The organism is Kitasatospora sp. NPDC098663, from assembly GCF_044760075.1.
Taxonomy (GTDB): Bacteria; Actinomycetota; Actinomycetes; order Streptomycetales; family Streptomycetaceae; genus Kitasatospora.
The window spans coordinates 37,782-55,140 of record NZ_JBIWAP010000016.1; the positions used below are offsets into that span (position 1 = coordinate 37,782).

Sequence of the window (17,359 nt, forward strand, 5' to 3'; positions counted from 1 at the left end):
GGGGGTGCGGCCATGAGCGCGTTGCTGACCGCCACCTGTGCCGTCCCGGCGGCCGGCGCGGTGCTGACCGCCGCCCTGCCCGCCGGGTCGACCGAGCGCCGCCGCTCGACCACCAAGGCCGTCGCCCTGGGCGTCTCGGTCGTCACCCTGGTGCTGGCCGCCGTGGTGGCGACCCGCTTCGACCCGCACGGCGACCGCTACCAGCTGACCGAGTCGTACAGCTGGATCCGCTCCTTCGGCATCACCTTCTCGCTCGGCGTGGACGGCATCGGCGCCGTCCTCGCCCTGCTCACCGCCGTCCTGGTGCCGGTGGTGATGCTGGCCTCCTGGCACGACGCCGACCCGGGGCCGGCCGGCCCAGACGGCACGTTCGCCCCCGACACCTTCGAGAACAGGCGCCGCACCCAGGGCTTCTTCGCCCTGATCCTGGCGGTGGAGGCGATGGTGGTCGTCTCCTTCTACGCCACCGACGTCTTCCTCTTCTACGTGTTCTTCGAAGCCATGCTGATCCCGATGTACTTCCTGATCGGCGGCTTCGGCGACCGGGCCGGCGGCCCCGACGCGGCGCGCCAGCGCTCGTACGCGGCCGTGAAGTTCCTGCTCTACAACCTGCTCGGCGGCCTGGTGATGCTGGCCGCCGTGATCGGCCTGTACGTGATCGCGCAGGACCAGGGCTTCGGCACCTTCGACCTCCAGACCCTCACCTCGGCGATCGCCGACGGGAAGCTCCAGCTGTCCGGCACCGCCGAGAAGGCGCTGTTCCTGGGCTTCTTCTTCGCCTTCGCGGTGAAGGCCCCGCTGTGGCCGCTGCACACCTGGCTGCCGAACGCGATGGGCGAGGCCACCGCCGGCACCGCCGTGCTGATCACCGCCGTGGTGGACAAGGTCGGCACCTTCGCGATGCTGCGCTTCTGCCTCGGGCTGTTCCCGCACGCCTCGAAGACCTTCGCCCCGGTGATCCTGGTCCTGTCGGTGATCGGGATCATCTACGGCGCGCTGCTGGCGGTCGGTCAGAAGGACATCAAGCGGCTGGTCGCCTACGCGTCGATCTCGCACTTCGGCTTCATCATCATGGGCATCTTCGCGCTGACCAGCCAGGGCCAGAGCGGCGCCACCCTCTACATGGTCAACCACGGCATCTCCACCGCCGCGTGGATGCTGGTGGCGGGCTTCCTGATCTCCCGCCGCGGCTCGCGGCTGATCGCCGACTACGGCGGGGTGCAGAAGGTCGCCCCGGTGCTCGCCGGAACGTTCCTGATCGGCGGTCTGGCCACCCTGTCGCTGCCCGGGCTCGCCCCGTTCGTCAGTGAGTTCCTGGTGCTGGTGGGCACGTTCACCCGCTACCCGGCGATCGGCATCGTGGCGACCTTCGGCATCGTGCTGGCCGCGCTGTACGCCCTGCTGCTGTACCAGCGCACCATGACCGGCCCGGTGAAGGCCGGCGTCGGCGGGATGCCCGACCTCAAGGTCCGCGAACTGGCCGTGGTCGCCCCGCTGGTGGCGCTGACCATCCTGCTCGGCGTCTACCCCAAGCCGCTCACCGACCTGGTCAACCCCTCGGTGAACGCGACGCTCTCGCAGGTCCACGAGACCGACCCGGCGCCGGCCCACCCGGTCGCCGCCACCTCAGGAGGTGAGCAGAAGTGAGCACCACCGGCATGCTCGCCGCCGCCGGCGGCAACACCGCCAGCATCCCGGCGCCGCACCTGGAGTACGGCCAGCTCTCCCCGATGCTGGTGGTGTTCGGCGCCGCCGTGGCCGGCATCCTGGTGGAGGCCTTCGTGCCCCGCCGGTACCGGCACTGGACGCAGGTGTCGCTCGCCCTGGCCGGGCTGATCGGGTCCTTCGTCGCCGTGGTGGTGCTGGCCTCCCAGGGCTTCGGCTCCACCCGGGTCGACCTGCTGGCCATGGAGTCGGTCGCGCTGGACGGCCCGGCGCTGTTCCTGCAAGGCGTGATCCTGCTGGCCGCCGTCGTCGCGGTGCTCACCTACGCCGAACGGAAGCTGGAGCCCAAGGCGGGCGGCCTGCCCGCCGACGCCTTCGCGGCCCAGGCCGCCGCCACCCCCGGCGGCGAGCAGGAGCGGGCCGCGGTCCGGGCCGGCTTCGCCACCAGCGAGGTCTTCCCGCTCACCATGTTCGCGGTCGGCGGGATGCTGCTGTTCCCCGCGGCCAACGACCTGCTGACGATGTTCGTGGCGCTGGAGGTCTTCTCCCTCCCGCTGTACCTGCTCTGCGCGCTGGCCCGGCGCCGCCGGCTGCTCTCCCAGGAGGCGGCCGTCAAGTACTTCCTGCTGGGCGCCTTCGCCTCGGCGTTCTTCCTGTTCGGCACCGCGCTGCTGTACGGCTACGCGGGCAGCGTGAAGCTCGGCGACATCTCGGACGTGATCTCCGGCAAGGCGATGACCACCCCGGCGCAGCTGAGCAGCACCCAGAGTGACGCGCTGCTGCTGATCGGCCTGGCGATGCTCGCGGTCGGCCTGCTGTTCAAGGTCGGCGCGGTGCCGTTCCACTCCTGGACCCCGGACGTGTACCAGGGCGCGCCGACCCCGGTGACCGGCTTCATGGCGGCGGCGACGAAGGTCGCGGCCTTCGGGGCGTTCCTGCGGCTGTTCTACGTGGCCTTCCCGGGCCTGCGGCTGGACTGGCGGCCGGTGCTGTGGGGGGTGGCGATCCTCACCATGGTGGTGGGCGCGGTGCTGGCGGTCACCCAGCAGGACGTCAAGCGGCTGCTGGCGTACTCCTCGATCGCGCACGCCGGGTTCATCCTCACGGGTGTGATCGCCACCAACAAGCAGGGCCTGTCCTCGGTGCTGTTCTACCTGCTGTCGTACTCCTTCGTGACGCTCGGCGCGTTCGCCGTGGTCACCCTGGTGCGCGACTCCAAGGGCGAGGCGACCCACCTGTCCAGCTGGGCCGGGCTGGGCCGGCGCTCGCCGCTGGTGGCGGCGGTGTTCGCGCTGTTCCTGCTGGCCTTCGCCGGGATCCCGCTGACCTCCGGGTTCACCGGGAAGTTCGCGGTGTTCCAGGCGGCGGCGGCCGGCGGGGCGACGCCGCTGGTGATCGTCGGTGTGCTGAGTTCGGCGGTGGCCGCGTTCTTCTACATCCGGGTCATCGTGCTGATGTTCTTCTCCGACCCGAAGCCGGGCGGCCCGACGGTGGCGATCCCGAGCGCCTTCACGGCGACCGCGATCGGGGTGGGGGTGCTGGTCACGCTGGGTCTCGGCCTGCTGCCGCAGTACTTCCTGGACCTGGCGTCGAAGGCCGCGCTGTTCGTCCGCTGACCGCCCCCGGGGCGGCGCCGCCGCCCCGGGTCCGTCCGGGCCGCGCCCTCGGTGCGCGGTCCGGACGCGCGTTTGCCGCCGGCCCGCCGGCGGAGGGGTTCCGGCCCGTGTTTTCCAGCTGAATTCGCCCCCACCGCAGTACTGCCCCCACAGCCGCCCTGACCAGGGCATCCGGCCCGATCATGACAGGATCCGCACGCCCGTGCAGTGATCCACTCGTGACCGGATACCCTGCCTGTATGGCCAGCGGCGGCACTCAGGGACCAGGCCGCTAGATCGACCAGGGACAGAGGAGTGGTCTTCGTGACCGTCGTGGGACCCTTCGGGCTCAGCGTGCAGGACCGCGACCTGACCCGGGACGTTCAGGCCGGACTGGACGCGGTGGAGACGGCTCTCGCCGAGGCCGTCAAGAGCGACGTCCCGTTCATCACCATCACCGCCAGTCACCTCATCGAGGCCGGCGGCAAGCGCTTCCGTCCGCTGCTGCTGCTGCTGGCGGCGCAGTTCGGCGACCCGGGGGCACCCGGTGTGGTGCCGGCCGCCGTCGTCGTCGAGCTCACCCACCTGGCGACCCTGTACCACGACGACGTCATGGACGAGGCCCCGGTGCGCCGCGGCGCCCCCAGCGCCAACTCCCGCTGGGACAACTCGGTGGCCATCCTCACCGGCGACTTCCTGTTCTCCCGCGCCTCCCAGGTGCTCGCCGACCTCGGCCCCGAGGCGGTGCGGATGCAGGCCGACGCCTTCGAGCGCCTGGTCACCGGCCAGATCCTGGAGACCCGCGGCCCCGGCCCGGACGGCGACCCGCTGCTGCACTACCTCGACGTGCTGGCCGGCAAGACCGGCTCGCTGATCGCGGTCTCCTGCCGGATAGGAGCGCTGATGGCCGGCGCCGAGCCGTGGATGGTGGACACCCTCAGCGAGTTCGGCGAGCGGATCGGCATCGCCTTCCAGCTGGCCGACGACGTGCTGGACATCGCCAGCGACGGCCAGGAGTCCGGCAAGACCCCCGGCACCGACCTGCGCGAGGGCGTGCCGACCCTGCCGACCCTGCTGCTGGAGCAGATGCCGGCCGACCCCGCGGACCCGGCCGACACCCGGCTGCGCGAACTGCTCACCCTGGACCTCGCCGACGACGACCTGCACGCCGAGGCGCTGCGGCTGCTGCGCCGCCACCCCGCGCTGGAGCGCGCCCGCCGGGAGACGTTGCGCCAGGCCGAGGACGCCCGGGCGCTGCTCGCCCCGCTGCCGGACTGCGCGGCGAAGGCGGCCCTGGAAGGTCTCTGCGACGCGGTGGCGATCCGGACCATGTGACCGGAGCGCGGCGGGCGCCGGCCCCCGGCCGGCGGATCCGCGGACGGCGGGGCGGGTGTTTACCCGGATGGGGGAGACTTGCCCCTGTCAGCTCAGCCCTGCCGGGAAGGTCACCATGCGCCGCGTCGTCATAGCCGAGGACTCCGTACTGCTGCGGGAGGGTCTGACCCGGCTGCTCACCGACCGGGGCCTGGAGGTCGTCGCGGGCGTCGGGGACGGCGCCGCGCTGGTGAAGACCATCCACGACCTGGCCGCGGTCGGGCAACTGCCGGACGTCGTGGTCTCCGACGTGCGGATGCCGCCGAGCCACACCGACGAGGGCCTGCGCGCCTGCGTCGAGCTGCGCGGGCGCTACCCGGAGCTGAACGTGCTGGTGCTGTCGCAGTTCGTGGAGGAGCGGTACGCCTCCGAGCTGCTGGCGGGTTCGACCCGGGGCGTCGGCTACCTGCTGAAGGACCGGGTCGCGGAGGTGCGCGAGTTCGCGGACGCGGTGGTCCGGGTCGCCGAGGGCGGCACCGCGCTGGACCCGGAGGTGGTGCAGCAACTCCTCAGCCGCAGCCGCAAGGGCGACGTGCTGGCCAACCTCACCCCGCGCGAGCGGGAGGTGCTCGGGCTGATGGCGGAGGGCCGCACCAACAGCGCGGTGGCCAAGCAGCTGGTGGTCTCGGACGGCGCGGTGGAGAAGCACGTCAGCAACATCTTCCTGAAGCTGGGCCTGGCGCAGAGCCCGGAGGACCACCGCCGGGTGCTGGCGGTGCTCACCTACCTCAACTCGTAGCCGTCCCGGCGGCCGGGCGGCTCGGGGGCCGGGGGCGTGGGGAACGGCCGCCGGACGCGGAATGATCTCCGACGGCCGGACGTTGTACCCCGTGTGCGGTTCGGGCGCGGACCTGTGATTTCCCGCCGCACGTGGGAGTTCCGTCCGGGATCAAGTGCCCGCGCATAGGATGCGGGAGGTGCACCAAGCGGACGGGGCACGGGGCCGCGCCCGCGGTGGTGTGCCCTCGAGGAGGTCCGCGGCAGTGACCAGTCAGGTCGATCAGTCAGAGGCAGTGGACGGCTCGGACGGCGACGGTGGTCGTTCCGGGAACGGTGACGGACGCCCCGGTGCGGCCGTGCCCGCCGATCCGACGGCCCCGGGAGGTTCGCCGCCCAGGCACGGCAAGCCGATTCGCCGACTCGACCGGGTGATCATCCGTTTCGCCGGTGACTCGGGTGACGGCATGCAGCTCACCGGTGACCGGTTCACCTCGGAGACGGCGTCGTTCGGCAACGACCTCTCCACGCTGCCGAACTTCCCGGCCGAGATCCGGGCGCCCGCCGGGACGCTGCCGGGCGTGTCGAGCTTCCAACTGCACTTCGCGGACCACGACATCCTCACCCCGGGGGACGCGCCGAACGTGCTGGTGGCGATGAACCCGGCGGCGCTGAAGGCGAACCTGGAGGACCTGCCGCGCGGCGCGCAGATCATCGTCAACACGGACGAGTTCACCAAGCGCGCGCTGGCGAAGGTCGGTTACGCGGCGGATCCGCTGGCCGACGGCTCGCTGGAGGGCTTCCACCTGCACAAGGTGCCGCTGACGACGCTGACCCTGGAGGCGTTGAAGGACAGCGGCCTGGCACGCAAGGACGCCGAGCGGGCCAAGAACATGTTCGCGCTGGGGCTGCTGTCCTGGATGTACCACCGCCCCACCCACGGGACGGAGACCTTCCTGCGCGGCAAGTTCGCGAAGAAGCCGCAGATCGCCGAGGCGAACATCACTGCGTTCAAGGCGGGTTGGAACTTCGGCGAGACCACGGAGTCCTTCGCGGTCTCCTACGAGGTGCCGCCGGCCAGGCTCCCGGCCGGGCGCTACCGCAACATCTCGGGGAACCTGGCGCTCTCCTACGGCCTGATCGCCGCCGCGCAGCGCTCCGGGCTGCCGCTGTACCTGGGCTCGTACCCGATCACACCGGCTTCGGACATCCTGCACGAGCTGAGCCGGCACAAGAACTTCGGGGTGCGCACCTTCCAGGCCGAGGACGAGATCGCCGGGATCGGCGCCGCGCTCGGTGCGTCCTTCGGCGGCGCGCTCGGCGTGACGACGACCTCGGGCCCCGGGGTGGCGCTGAAGAGCGAGACGATCGGCCTGGCGGTGTCGCTGGAACTGCCGCTGCTGGTCGTGGACATCCAGCGCGGCGGCCCCTCCACCGGCCTGCCGACCAAGACGGAGCAGGCGGACCTGCTGCAGGCGATGTTCGGGCGCAACGGCGAGGCGCCGGCGCCGATCGTCGCCCCGGCGACGCCGGCCGAGTGCTTCGACGCGGCGCTGGAGGCGGCGCGGATCGCGGTGACGTACCGGACGCCGGTGTTCCTGCTCTCGGACGGCTACCTGGCGAACGGCTCGGAGCCGTGGCGGATCCCGGAGGTGGACGAACTCCCGGCGATCAGCCCGGACTTCGCGACCGGGCCGAACCGCGAGGACGGCTCGTTCTGGCCCTACCTGCGGGATCCGAAGACCCTGGCCAGGCCGTGGGCGCTGCCCGGCACGCCGGGGCTGGAGCACCGGATCGGCGGGATCGAGAAGCAGGACGGGACGGGGAACATCTCCTACGACCCGGCGAACCACGACTTCATGGTCCGCACCCGGCAGGCGAAGATCGACGGGATCGCCGTCCCCGACGTGGAGGTCGACGACCCGAGCGGCGAGGCGCGGGTGCTGGTGCTCGGCTGGGGCTCGACGTACGGGCCGATCACCGCCGCCGTGCGGCGGGTGCGGGCGGACGGCGGCGAGGTCGCCCAGGCGCACCTGCGCCACCTGAACCCCTTCCCGGCCAACCTGGGCGCGGTGCTCAGGAGTTACGAGAAGGTCGTCGTGCCGGAGATGAACCTCGGCCAGCTCGCGCTGCTGCTGCGGGCGAAGTACCTGGTGGACGCGGAGTCCTACAACCAGGTGCGTGGACTGCCGTTCAAGGCGGCACAGTTGGCGGACGTGCTGTCGGCGGCGATCGGCACCCTGGACGAGGAGGACCACCGATGAGCGCGCGGAGCGAGCGAGTCATCGAGAGGCGCGCGTGGGCGGATGCCCCTGCCGAGCGTAGCGAGGTGGGCGCATGAGCGAGAACGGCTTCCCCTCCCTGAACCTGGTGCCCAAGGCCGAAGGGCCGCAGAGCGCCCGGGACTTCAAGACCGACCAGGAGGTGCGCTGGTGCCCCGGCTGCGGGGACTACGCCGTCCTGGCGGCGGTGCAGGGCTTCATGCCGGAGCTCGGCATCAAGCGCGAGAACACCGTGTTCGTCTCCGGGATCGGCTGTTCCTCGCGCTTCCCGTACTACATGAACACCTACGGGGTGCACTCGATCCACGGGCGCGCGCCGGCGATCGCGACCGGGCTGGCCTCCTCGCGGCAGGACCTGAGCGTGTGGGTGGTGACCGGGGACGGTGACGCGCTGTCCATCGGCGGCAACCACCTGATCCACGCGCTGCGGCGCAACGTCAACCTGAAGATCCTGCTGTTCAACAACCGGATCTACGGCCTGACCAAGGGCCAGTACTCGCCGACCAGCGAGCTGGGCAAGATCACCAAGTCGACGCCGATGGGCTCGCTGGACGCGCCGTTCAACCCGCTCTCGCTGGCGATCGGCGCCGAGGCGACCTTCGTCGCCCGGACGATCGACTCGGACCGCCAGCACCTGCAGTCGGTGCTGCGGGCGGCGGCCGCGCACGAGGGCACCGCGCTGGTGGAGATCTACCAGAACTGCAACATCTTCAACGACGGCGCGTTCGAGGCCCTGAAGCAGCCCGGCACCCGGGACGAGGCGCTGATCCGGCTGGAGCACGGGCAGCCGATCCGCTTCGGCGCGGACCTGGCCGGCGGCGTGTTCCGCGGTCCGGACGGCGAGCTGTTCACCGCCCCGGTGACGGCGGACAACGAGGCGCGGGTGCTGGTCCACGACGCGCACGCGGCCAACCCGGCGGCGGCCTTCGCGCTGTCCCGGATCGCCGACGCCGACACCCTGCACCACACCCCGATCGGTGTGCTGCGCGATGTGCGGCGGCCCGTCTACGACGAGCTGATGGCGGGCCAGCTGGTCGCCGCGCAGGCCGATCGCGGGCCGGGCGACCTGGCCGCGCTGTTGGCGGGCGGCGACACCTGGACGGTGGACTGACCGGTCCGGTCACTGCGGCGCCCCCTCGGCCATCGGCCGAGAGGGCGCCGCGGGAAAAGCCGTGGGGAGGCTCCCGGGTGGGAGCCTCCCCACGGCTCGGTGCGGTGCGTCAGGTGCGGGGTGTCAGTAGACGCAGGGGATGCCGCCGTCGCTCTGGGCGTCGACCGACGGGCCCTGCACGGGCAGGTTGGCCGCCGGGTCGGACGGAGATCCGGTCGCGCCGCCGCCCGGCGCCGCGGCGCCGGTCTTGTCGTCGGTCGCGCCGGTGAAGCCGGTGCCGAGGGTGACGACCACCCGGTCGGCGGGGGCCGACGCGGACTCCACGGCGGTGACGCCGTAGCGGGCGGCGATCTGGTCGGCCGCCTCCTTGGCGCCCTTGCCGTAGGCCACGGTGGTGGTCTTGGGCTTCGCGGCGGCGCTGCCGGTCTTGCCCGCCTTGAAGCCCATCGCGACCAGGGCCTTGGACTCGGCGGTGGAGGAGACCCCGGCGGCCGTGGAGGCGTTGAAGACGTCCACGGTGGTGGGGGTGGCGGCCTTGGTGGTGGCCGGCGCGGTCGTGGCCGGCGCGGAGGAGGCCGCCGGGGCGGGCGTGTCGCCCGCCGCGTCGGGGGCGGCCGGGGCGGAGTCGGCGTAGCCGAAGATCTGCTTGACGACCTTCTGGAGCTTCGCGGGGGTGACCAGGTTGACGTCCTGGCCGTTGCGGGTGCCGAAGCCGTCGAAGGTCAGGGTGTTGAACTCGACGTTGCCGCCGGTGAGGTTGGGGGCCTGCTGGGCGAAGTCGAGGACGTTCCACTCGTTGTCGATGACCAGGTCCTTCTGCACTACGCCGAACAGCTGCTGCAGCTTGCCGAGGTCGCTGATGATGCCGTCCTGCTTGAGCTTGTGCACGACGGAGGAGATGAAGGCCTGCTGGCGGTGGGTGCGGGCGAAGTCGCCGCTGTTGCCGTCCGGGCCGTCCAGGTTGTGGCGCTGGCGGACGAAGGAGAGCGCCTGCGAGGCGTTGAGCTTGTTGATGCCCTTGTGGAAGTCGGCGCCGGAGCCCTGGCCCTCCATGGCCGGGTCCTTGGTGTCGTGGGTGAGGCAGACCTCGATCGGCTCGACGGCCTTGGCGATGTCGTAGAAGCCCATCAGGTTGACTTCGGCTATGTGGTCGACGGGCTGGTCGAGGAACTTCTGCACGGTCTGGATGGTGGCCGCCCGGCCGGCGTCGCGGCCGGCCTTCTCCAGGTCCGCGCCCTTGAGCCCCTTCGCCTGGAGGGCCGGGGTGGCCTTCTCCTTGGCCTCGCCGTAGGCCTCCTTGATCTTGCGCATGCCGGCCTGCTTGCCGTCCCCCGTGTAGGTCATGACGTAGTCGTCACGGGGGATGGAGACGGCCTGCGCCTTGCCGCCGCCGGCCGGGATGTGCAGCAGGATCAGGGAGTTGGTGTTGTAGCCGCCGATGTCGGAGCTGTGGCCGGCGTGCAGTTCGTCCTGGACGAACTCCGGCGGCAGGTCCGTCCCGTCCATGTTCTTGCGGCTGTCGAGGCCGATCAGCAGGATGTTGACCGAGTTGTCGAGGTGCTTGGGCGCGTTCTTCTTGGTCTCGGCGATGGCGTTGGAGGTGGTCATCCCGTCGGTGAGGGACGTCACCTCGTACCAGACCACCCCGCTGGCGGCGAACACCGCCAGGGCGACCGAGCAGGCCAGCGTCCGGCCCGCGATCAGCAGGGGGGAGGTGCGGCGGGTCGGGGGTGCGGCGGCGCGGCCGCCGTCCCGGGTCTGCGGGTTCTCAGCCATGGTCCCTCCTCCGGTCCCGGACCAGCCGGACCACGATCACCAGGGCGGCCGCTGCGGCGGCCGCGGCCATCACGGGAAAGCCGTGGACCACCCACTTCGCGGAGCCGGTGGCCAGGTTCTTGCCCTGGTAGGCGTCGCCGTCGGCCAGCAGTTCCGCGCCGGCCGTCACCCCCAGGACCAGCAGCGGAGTGGAGGCGAGGACCCACCACCAGCCGTTGCGGCTGCTGAGTGCGGCCGCCAGGCCGGTGCCGAGCACGGCGCCCACCAGGAAGGCCGTCCCCATGCCGGGGCCGGAGAGCTCGTCGATCCCGGCGCCCACCGCCGGCAGGCCCACGGCCAGGGCCACGGGCAGGGCCGCTCCGCCGGGGAAGGGCCGGGCGGGGGCCTTGTTCGCCCGCCGGCGGGCCCCCTGGTCGGAGGCGCGCCCCGGTGCTCGCCGGTCGGCCGTCCGCCCCGGTGACCGTTGGTCGGTCGCCCGTTGGTCGGCCGTCCGCGTCTGCGTCTCCTGGCCGGGCGTTCGCCCGCGCGCCTCCTGGTTGGACGTCCGTCCTCGCCGCCCCGCCACGCACTCACCCCCGGTGTTCCCGTGCTTTGCGCCCCTGTGGCGCCTGCGCCCGGTCCTCGTGAGATGAGCCGTTGTGCGCTGCCACTTCTGGACGCTGCTGTTCGGCCGGCCGGTTCCCGCGCTCGGCTTCCGTGTTCCGGTCGGGGGCTGGCGTGCTGTTGAATTCCCTCTACACGGGTGTAGAGGTTGTAGGCAGCATAGAGCACCCTTGTTCGATGGCAACCCGGCTCAGGCGGGCTCGGGAGACACTACACCGGGCAGTTTTCGGGAGCCCCGGTAGATGAGGAGTGACGCCATGGCGGCGACGGGCGGAGCGGGACGGCCGGAGAAGCGCAAGGCGATCACGCGGGCCGCGACGGCGGTGTTCGGGCGCGAGGGCTACGTCCGGGCCAGCATGGACGCGATCGCGGCGGAGGCCGGGGTGTCCAAGCGCACGGTCTACAACCACTTCGCCGACAAGGAGACCCTCTTCCTCTCCGTCGCGCTCCAGAACTCGGCCGAACTGGCAGAACTCATGCACGAGTTGATGGACAAGCACTTCGACCGGGTGGTGGACCTGCGCCAGGGCCTCACCGACTTCGCGGTCGAACGGGCCCGGGCCGTCCTCTCGGCCGGGGACCGCGGCGCGCTCGGGCGGGCCATCCGCGCCGAGGTCGCCAACATCCCGGCCGACGTCCTGGAGGCGTGGCTGGAGGCCGGCCCGATCGCCTCGCAGCGCGACCTCGCGCAGCGGTTCGCGGTGATCGCGGACCGAGGCCTGCTGGTCGTCGACGACGCCTCGCGGACCGCCGAGCAGTTCACGCTGCTGACCTTCCACGGCGTCGCCGAGCGCTCGTTCTGGGGCGCCCTGCCGGTGGCGGACGAGGAGCTCGCCCGGATCGCGGCGCTCGGTGTCGACGCCTTCCTGCGGATCCACCGGGTGCCCGCGGCGCGGTGACGGCGGGCGCCTGACCGTGACACGCCGTCGGGGAGGGGTTCGGCGGCGTGTCACGGGGCCCACTCGCGGGCGGGCGGGTCGAGGACCGGCTCGCCGACGAACCCCTCCGCCGGCCCAGGGGTGGCTCGGGCGGAGGGTGGTGGGCGCGGACCGGTCCGCTCGCCGGAGTCGGCGAACGGACCGGGGACGGGGCGGATCCGACGGTGCGCGCCTGGGCGTGGTGGATCCGGGTGCGGTCGGGGTACGGCCTCAGCCGCGCGGGACCTGGAGGGCGTCCCACTGCTGGGGGCCGGGGATTCCGTCGGCGTCGCTGCCGGAGTCGCCCAGCTTGTGCTGCCAGTTGCGGAAGGATTCGAGGTCCGCCCCGGACCACTCGGGGCCGGGGCCCTCGGCGTAGGCGGAGCAGCCCTCGGCGACCAGGCGCCCGCCCATCCGGGTGATGACGTCGCTCTTCCGGCCGTCCTGGAAGAAGTCGGCGCCGGGGAAGGGCTCGTAGCCGCCCTCGCCCCCGCCTCCGTCCCCGCTGCTGTCGGTCTGGGGCCGGGCGCCGCCGTCCGGCTGGTCGGCGGCGGAGGCCTCCTGCCCGAAGTAGACCGCCCCCTGGCGGTCCCGCCACTGCGGGTCGGCGAGGATGACGCCGTCGGCGAAGTCCGGGACGCCGTACCCGTACACCCAACCCGACTTGCGGTCACGGGTCTTGAGGTAGACGCCGTCGCCCTCGGAGCTGCCGTCGTCGTTGGTGTTGCCCTCGACGGTGGTGATGGTGGAGCTGGTGTAGGCGACGCAGATGCCGGTGTGGCTGCCGCCGCCGGGGCCGTAGAACACCTGGCCGCCGATCACCGGGTAGTCGGTGAAGCGGTCGCGGTCCCTGAACCAGGTGACGCCCTCGGCGCAGGAGGCCGTCACCGGGAACAGCCCGGCGTTGCCGGACTGCCGGGCGCACCAGGCGACGAAGGTTGCGCACCAGGCCTCGCCCTGGGACCACTCCAGGCCGGGGACGGCCGGGGAGTACTTCTGGATGTTGTTCCAGTGCGAGCCGCTGCGGCCCTCCTGGTATCCGACCTCGTCTCGGGCGACGCGGATCAGGTCCGCCGCGTTCGAGGACATGAGGGTGGCTCCTTGCTTGCTGTGGCCGCTGTGGCTGCTGAGGGGACGGGGAGGTCAGGCCTGGGCGAAGGTCTGGACGTAGCGGCCCCAGTTGCCGCGCTGGCGGGGGGTGTAGCCGATGCCGATGGAGGTGAAGTCGCGGCCCAGGATGTTGTCGCGGTGGTGCGGGCTGTTCATCCACATCTGCATGGCCTCCGCCACGCTGTTGCCCGGGGTGACGTTCTCGGCGGCCGAGCGGAACTGGAAGCCGGCGGCGTGGATGCGGTCCCACGGGTTGCTGCCGTCGGTGCCGTCGTGCTGGGTGAGGTCGTGGGACGCCATGTCGTCGGCGTGCCGCTGGGCGGCGGCGCTCAGGCGGTCGTCGAGCCGCAGCGGCTGGAGGCCGGCCCGGCCGCGCTCCGTGTTGACGGAGGCCAGCATCTCGGTGCGGAAGTCGCCGCCGGGCTGCGGCTGCGGCTGGGGCTGCGGCTGCTGCTGGCCGCCGGCGCCGCCGTTCTGGCCGCCGGCCGGGATGAGCTGCCAGCGCTGCGCCGGGTTGTCGTCGTCCTGCCTGGTGAGGGTCAGCGGGGCGCCGGGGGCGGCCGCGGTGAGGAACAGCCGGCCCTCGTCGCCGCGGACGGTCCGGACCCGGAACCAGTCGTTGTCGATGACGTCCAGCACCCAGCGCTGGTTGGGCTGCCCGTGCTCGTTGAACAGCCAGGTCTGGCCGGTGGAGTAGTTGTAGTCGATGACGACGGCCTGGCCGGGGGCGTGCCTGCCGTTGGTGAGCTGGGTCTCCAGGAGCCAGCTGCCGCCGTCCTTGGCCCAGAAGACCCAGCCCTGGGCGGTGGTGCCGTTGGGGCCCCAGGACTGGACCGGGGTGCCCGGGCTGCTCTGGCTGGAGCGCACGTCGGCGACCGTTCCGTTCGCGGACCTGAGGGTCCAGACCTGGCCGTTCTGCGGGAGCGTGGGCATGAGTGGCGCCTGTCTTCGATGGGAGTGGCCCCGGCTCCGCACTGGTGCGGTCCGCGGCCTGACGAGAGAGAAGATCGCGGACCGCGGTAGACAAGTGATCAACAAGCGGTGGGCGGCCGTCGGGGACACGCTCAGGGCTGCGGCAGGCCGTCCAGCAGGGCCCTGGTCTGCTCGGCGTCCTTGTCGAGCCCGAGCCGCTCGTACACCTCCAGCGCGTCCGCCAGGCAGGCGCGGGCCTGGCGGGGGCGGCCGAGGCCGGTGAGCGCGGCGCCCAGGGTGCGCAGCAGCGCGGCCTCCAGGGCGGCGCTGGTGCGGCGGGCGAGCGGCAGCGCCGCCTCGGCGGCGTCGGCGGCGAGCAGCCAGCGCTCGGCCTCGGCGTGGATCCGGGCGGCGAGGTCGCCCGCCGCCGCCGCGAACACCGTCACCTGGAGGGCGGCGAACTCGTCGCGGGCGCCGACGGCGTGGGCGAGCGCCGCCTCCGGGTCGCCGCACAGGCGCAGGACCCGGGCCAGGTAGTAGCGGCCGGTGGCGGCGGACACCGGGCCGGAGCCGCTCATCAGGCGGGCGCCGCGCTCGGCGGCGTCCCTGGCCTCGGCCAGCCGGCCGGTCTGGGCGCAGCTGAACGCGAACTCGCCGAGGGCGCTGCCCTCGGAGCGTTCGGCGCCGAGGCGGCGGAACAGGTCGGCGGCGCGGCCGGCGTGTCGGGCGGCGTCGGCGTAGCGGCCGTGGACGCGGGCGTTGCCGCCGAGGGTGAGCAGGGCCTTGGCGAGGACGCGGGCCTTCGGGCCGTCGCCGCTGCCCCGGTTGCCGCCGTCGTCGTCCTGGCAGAGCGCGACGGCCTGGCGGATGTCCTGTTCGGACTCGGCGTAGCGGTTGATGTGCCAGAGCATGCCGCCGCGCACGTAGCGGGCGAGGGCGAGCGGGCCGTGGTCGCCGCGGGCGGCGGCCTCGCGGGCGATGCGGTCGGAGAGGTCGGCGATGTCGCGGGTCTGGGTGCGTTCGGCGAGTACGGAGCCCATCCGGTCGGCGAGTTCGGCCGCCCGGTCGAGCGGCAGCGCCGGGTCTGCGCAGCTCAGGGCGATGGCGGCGGCGTGCACGCCGGCCTGTTCGCGCATCCAGCGGACGGCGGCGGGCCCGTCCGTGATGGTCTTCCCGGGGGAGCGGACGGGTGCGTCGAGCAGGCTGAGTTCGACCGGGTCGGCCTTGCGGGCGGCGCGGTCGGCGTTGCGGGCGGTGGCCAGGCAGTAGTCGACCAGCCGGTCGGCGGCGGCGGTGCGTTCGGCGGCGGGCTCCTCGGCGGCGAGCCGGCCGCGGGCGTAGTCGCGGACCAGGTCGTGGAAGCCGTAGCGGCCGAAGCGGGGGGAGTGCAGCAGGTTGAGGTCGACGAGCGCTTCGAGGAGTTCGTCGGTCTCGGCTTCGGTGCGGCCGAGCAGCGCGGCCGCGCAGGGCAGCGGGACGTCCGGGGCGTCGGGCAGGGACAGCAGGCGGAAGGCGCGGGCGAGTTCGGCGGCGAGGCGGTGGTAGGAGAGGGCGAAGGTGGCCTCCACTGTCCGTTCGCCGTCGCTGAGTTCGGCCAGCCGGTGTTCCCGGCGCAGCCCGTCGGCGAGCGCGGCCAGGGTGAGCGCTGGGTCGGCGGCGAGCCGGGAGGCGACGATGCGCACGGCGAGCGGCAGCAGTCCGCAGGCCCGCACGATCTCCTCGGCGGCCCCGGGTTCGGCGTCGACGCGGTCGGCGCCGATGATCCGGGTGAGCAGTTCCAGTGCCTCGGCGGGCGGCAGGGTGTCCAGGCGCATCTGGTGCGCCCCGGCGAGGCCGGCCAGCCGGACGCGGCTGGTGACCAGGACGGCGCAGCCGGACGAGCCGGGCAGCAGCGGTTCGACCTGGCCGAGGGTGGCGGCGTTGTCGAGGACGACGAGGACCCGCCGCCCGGCCAGCGCCGAGCGGTAGAGGGCGGAGCGCTCCCCGGTGTCGAGCGGGATCTCGGCGGCGGCCACGCCGAGGGCGCGCAGGAAGCCGGCGAGCACCGCGCCCGGGTCCAGCGGGGCGCGGTCGGCGCCGCGCAGGTCGGCGAAGAGCCGCCCGTCGGGGAAGCGTCCGTGGGCCTGTCGGGCGACGTGCACGGCGAGCGTGGTCTTGCCGACCCCGCCCATGCCGTCCAGGGCGGAGACCACGACGGCTCGCCCGCCGGCCCCGGCGAGGCGGTCCACCAGGGTCTCGACCTCGTCCGTGCGGCCGGTGAAGTCGGCCAGGCCGTCGGGCAGTTGGTCGGGCGGCTGCCAGGCGGTGGCGGGTTCGGCGCGGGCGGCGGCGGAGGCGGCGGGGGCGGGCAGCAGGGACGGGTCCTCGCGCAGGATCCGCAGGTGCAGTGCGGCGGGGCCGTCCTCGGCCGTCGTAGTGGCGGCGGCGGCGGCCGTCGGCGGCCGGCGGGTGTCCTCGTGCCGGGCGGGCCCGTCTCCGCCGGGCGGCAGTCGGCGGCGGGCGTCCTCGTACACGGCGAGTGCCTCGGCCTTGCGGCCCGCCTGGTAGAGGGCGCGCATCAGGACGGCGGTCAGCCGGGGACGTTCGGGGTGTTCCAGGGCGAGGGCGGCGGCCTCGGCCGTCAGGCCGGTGTGGTCGCCGATCTCCGCGTCCAGCTCCAGCCGCGTCTCCTTGGCGTGAAGTCGCTGTTCGGCGAGGCGGGAGCGGACGGCCTCGGCGTGCGGTCCGGGCAGCCCGGCCAGCGGTTCGCCGACCCACAGCCGCTGCGCGGTCAGCAGGACCTCCCGGACCTCCTGCGGCGGGGCCTGCCCGTCGCGCAGCCGTCCGGCCGTGGCCAGCAGTTCCTCCCAGCGGGCCGCGTCCACCTCCGCGTCGGGCACCCGCAGCGCGTAGCCGTCGCCGACCCGCACCAGCGGCATCCGCTCCGGATCCGGCCCGGTGTAGGGCTTGAAGGCCGAACGCAGCCGGGAGACGGCCAGCTGGACGGCCTTGCGGGGGTCGGCCGGCGCGGCCCCGCCCCACACCCCCTCCACCAGGACCGGCGTCGCCACCGTCCGTCCGGCGGCGTCCAGCAGCACCGCCAGGACGGCCCGCTGCTGCGGCCGGCCCAGTTCGATCTCCCGCTCCCCGTGCCAGGCGCGCAGCGGTCCCAGCAGTCCGAACCGCAGCCCGGACGCCCCGATGTCAACCATGTCCCGTCCCCGAATGTCGTCCGGTGCCCGGATCACGCCACTTCCGTACGGACGGCGGCGCCCCCTGATCCGGTCACCTATGCTCTGTCACGGATTGTGTACTTGA

12 protein-coding genes are annotated in these 17,359 nt (G+C 73.1%); 7 read left to right on the forward strand and 5 right to left on the reverse strand.

What is annotated here, in order from left to right; translation table 11 throughout:
- The first annotated feature begins 12 nt into the window (after positions 1-12).
- From ACIQVZ_RS19155 to ACIQVZ_RS19180, 6 genes are all read left to right on the forward strand, one after another.
- Positions 13-1,647, forward strand: coding sequence for an NADH-quinone oxidoreductase subunit M (locus ACIQVZ_RS19155; protein ID WP_402451340.1), 1,635 nt, complete (start codon positions 13-15; stop codon positions 1,645-1,647).
- An 11-nt stretch (positions 1,648-1,658) separates the two neighbouring features.
- Positions 1,659-3,281, forward strand: a complete 1,623-nt coding sequence (nuoN, locus tag ACIQVZ_RS19160; protein ID WP_350877774.1) for an NADH-quinone oxidoreductase subunit NuoN — start codon at positions 1,659-1,661, stop codon at positions 3,279-3,281.
- Positions 3,282-3,584: 303 nt separating this feature from the next.
- Positions 3,585-4,595, forward strand: coding sequence for a polyprenyl synthetase family protein (locus ACIQVZ_RS19165; RefSeq protein WP_350877615.1), 1,011 nt, complete (start codon positions 3,585-3,587; stop codon positions 4,593-4,595).
- Between the two features lie 115 nt (positions 4,596-4,710).
- Complete coding sequence (locus tag ACIQVZ_RS19170) at positions 4,711-5,373, forward strand: response regulator transcription factor (protein ID WP_350877616.1); 663 nt, start codon at positions 4,711-4,713, stop codon at positions 5,371-5,373.
- A gap of 244 nt (positions 5,374-5,617) precedes the next feature.
- Positions 5,618-7,615, forward strand: coding sequence for a 2-oxoacid:acceptor oxidoreductase subunit alpha (locus ACIQVZ_RS19175; protein WP_402451343.1), 1,998 nt, complete (start codon positions 5,618-5,620; stop codon positions 7,613-7,615).
- Positions 7,616-7,688: 73 nt separating this feature from the next.
- Positions 7,689-8,744, forward strand: a complete 1,056-nt coding sequence (locus ACIQVZ_RS19180; protein WP_350877618.1) for a 2-oxoacid:ferredoxin oxidoreductase subunit beta — start codon at positions 7,689-7,691, stop codon at positions 8,742-8,744.
- A 123-nt stretch (positions 8,745-8,867) separates the two neighbouring features.
- Here ACIQVZ_RS19180 and ACIQVZ_RS19185 read toward each other — a convergent pair whose 3' ends face one another.
- Both ACIQVZ_RS19185 and ACIQVZ_RS19190 read right to left on the reverse strand, forming a co-directional pair.
- Positions 8,868-10,520 carry an LCP family protein gene (locus ACIQVZ_RS19185; RefSeq protein ID WP_402451347.1) on the reverse strand — a complete coding sequence of 551 codons (1,653 nt, stop codon included), beginning with the start codon at positions 10,518-10,520 and terminating at the stop codon, positions 8,868-8,870.
- Positions 10,513-10,866: a DUF6542 domain-containing protein gene (locus tag ACIQVZ_RS19190; RefSeq protein WP_350877620.1), complete on the reverse strand. Its 354-nt coding sequence runs from the start codon at positions 10,864-10,866 to the stop codon at positions 10,513-10,515. The genes ACIQVZ_RS19185 and ACIQVZ_RS19190 overlap by 8 nt, the downstream gene beginning before the upstream one ends.
- Positions 10,867-11,380: 514 nt before the next feature.
- Here ACIQVZ_RS19190 and ACIQVZ_RS19195 point away from each other — a divergent pair.
- Positions 11,381-12,022, forward strand: coding sequence for a TetR/AcrR family transcriptional regulator (locus tag ACIQVZ_RS19195; protein WP_402451350.1), 642 nt, complete (start codon positions 11,381-11,383; stop codon positions 12,020-12,022).
- Positions 12,023-12,271: 249 nt separating this feature from the next.
- On the opposite strand, the gene ACIQVZ_RS19200 is transcribed toward ACIQVZ_RS19195, so the two are convergent.
- From ACIQVZ_RS19200 to ACIQVZ_RS19210, 3 genes are all read right to left on the reverse strand, one after another.
- On the reverse strand, positions 12,272-13,129 hold the full coding sequence (locus ACIQVZ_RS19200) for a peptidoglycan-binding protein (RefSeq protein ID WP_402451352.1): 858 nt from the start codon (positions 13,127-13,129) through the stop codon (positions 12,272-12,274).
- Between the two features lie 54 nt (positions 13,130-13,183).
- Entirely contained in the window at positions 13,184-14,083 is a 900-nt protein-coding gene (locus ACIQVZ_RS19205) for a CAP domain-containing protein (protein ID WP_402451355.1), read from the reverse strand.
- Positions 14,084-14,214: 131 nt separating this feature from the next.
- Positions 14,215-17,253 (reverse strand): AfsR/SARP family transcriptional regulator, encoded by a 3,039-nt coding sequence (locus ACIQVZ_RS19210; protein ID WP_402451357.1) that lies wholly within the window; start codon positions 17,251-17,253, stop codon positions 14,215-14,217.
- Positions 17,254-17,359 lie beyond the last annotated feature (106 nt).

Coding starts and splice junctions, on each gene's coding strand:
- ACIQVZ_RS19155 (WP_402451340.1), top strand. CDS start 13: ATGAGCGCGTTGCTGACCGCCACCTGTGCCGTCCCGGCGGCCGGCGCG.
- nuoN (WP_350877774.1), top strand. CDS start 1,659: ATGCTCGCCGCCGCCGGCGGCAACACCGCCAGCATCCCGGCGCCGCAC.
- ACIQVZ_RS19170 (WP_350877616.1), top strand. CDS start 4,711: ATGCGCCGCGTCGTCATAGCCGAGGACTCCGTACTGCTGCGGGAGGGT.
- ACIQVZ_RS19180 (WP_350877618.1), top strand. CDS start 7,689: ATGAGCGAGAACGGCTTCCCCTCCCTGAACCTGGTGCCCAAGGCCGAA.
- ACIQVZ_RS19185 (WP_402451347.1), bottom strand. CDS start 10,520: ATGGCTGAGAACCCGCAGACCCGGGACGGCGGCCGCGCCGCCGCACCC.
- ACIQVZ_RS19195 (WP_402451350.1), top strand. CDS start 11,381: ATGGCGGCGACGGGCGGAGCGGGACGGCCGGAGAAGCGCAAGGCGATC.
- ACIQVZ_RS19200 (WP_402451352.1), bottom strand. CDS start 13,129: ATGTCCTCGAACGCGGCGGACCTGATCCGCGTCGCCCGAGACGAGGTC.
- ACIQVZ_RS19205 (WP_402451355.1), bottom strand. CDS start 14,083: ATGCCCACGCTCCCGCAGAACGGCCAGGTCTGGACCCTCAGGTCCGCG.
- ACIQVZ_RS19210 (WP_402451357.1), bottom strand. CDS start 17,253: ATGGTTGACATCGGGGCGTCCGGGCTGCGGTTCGGACTGCTGGGACCG.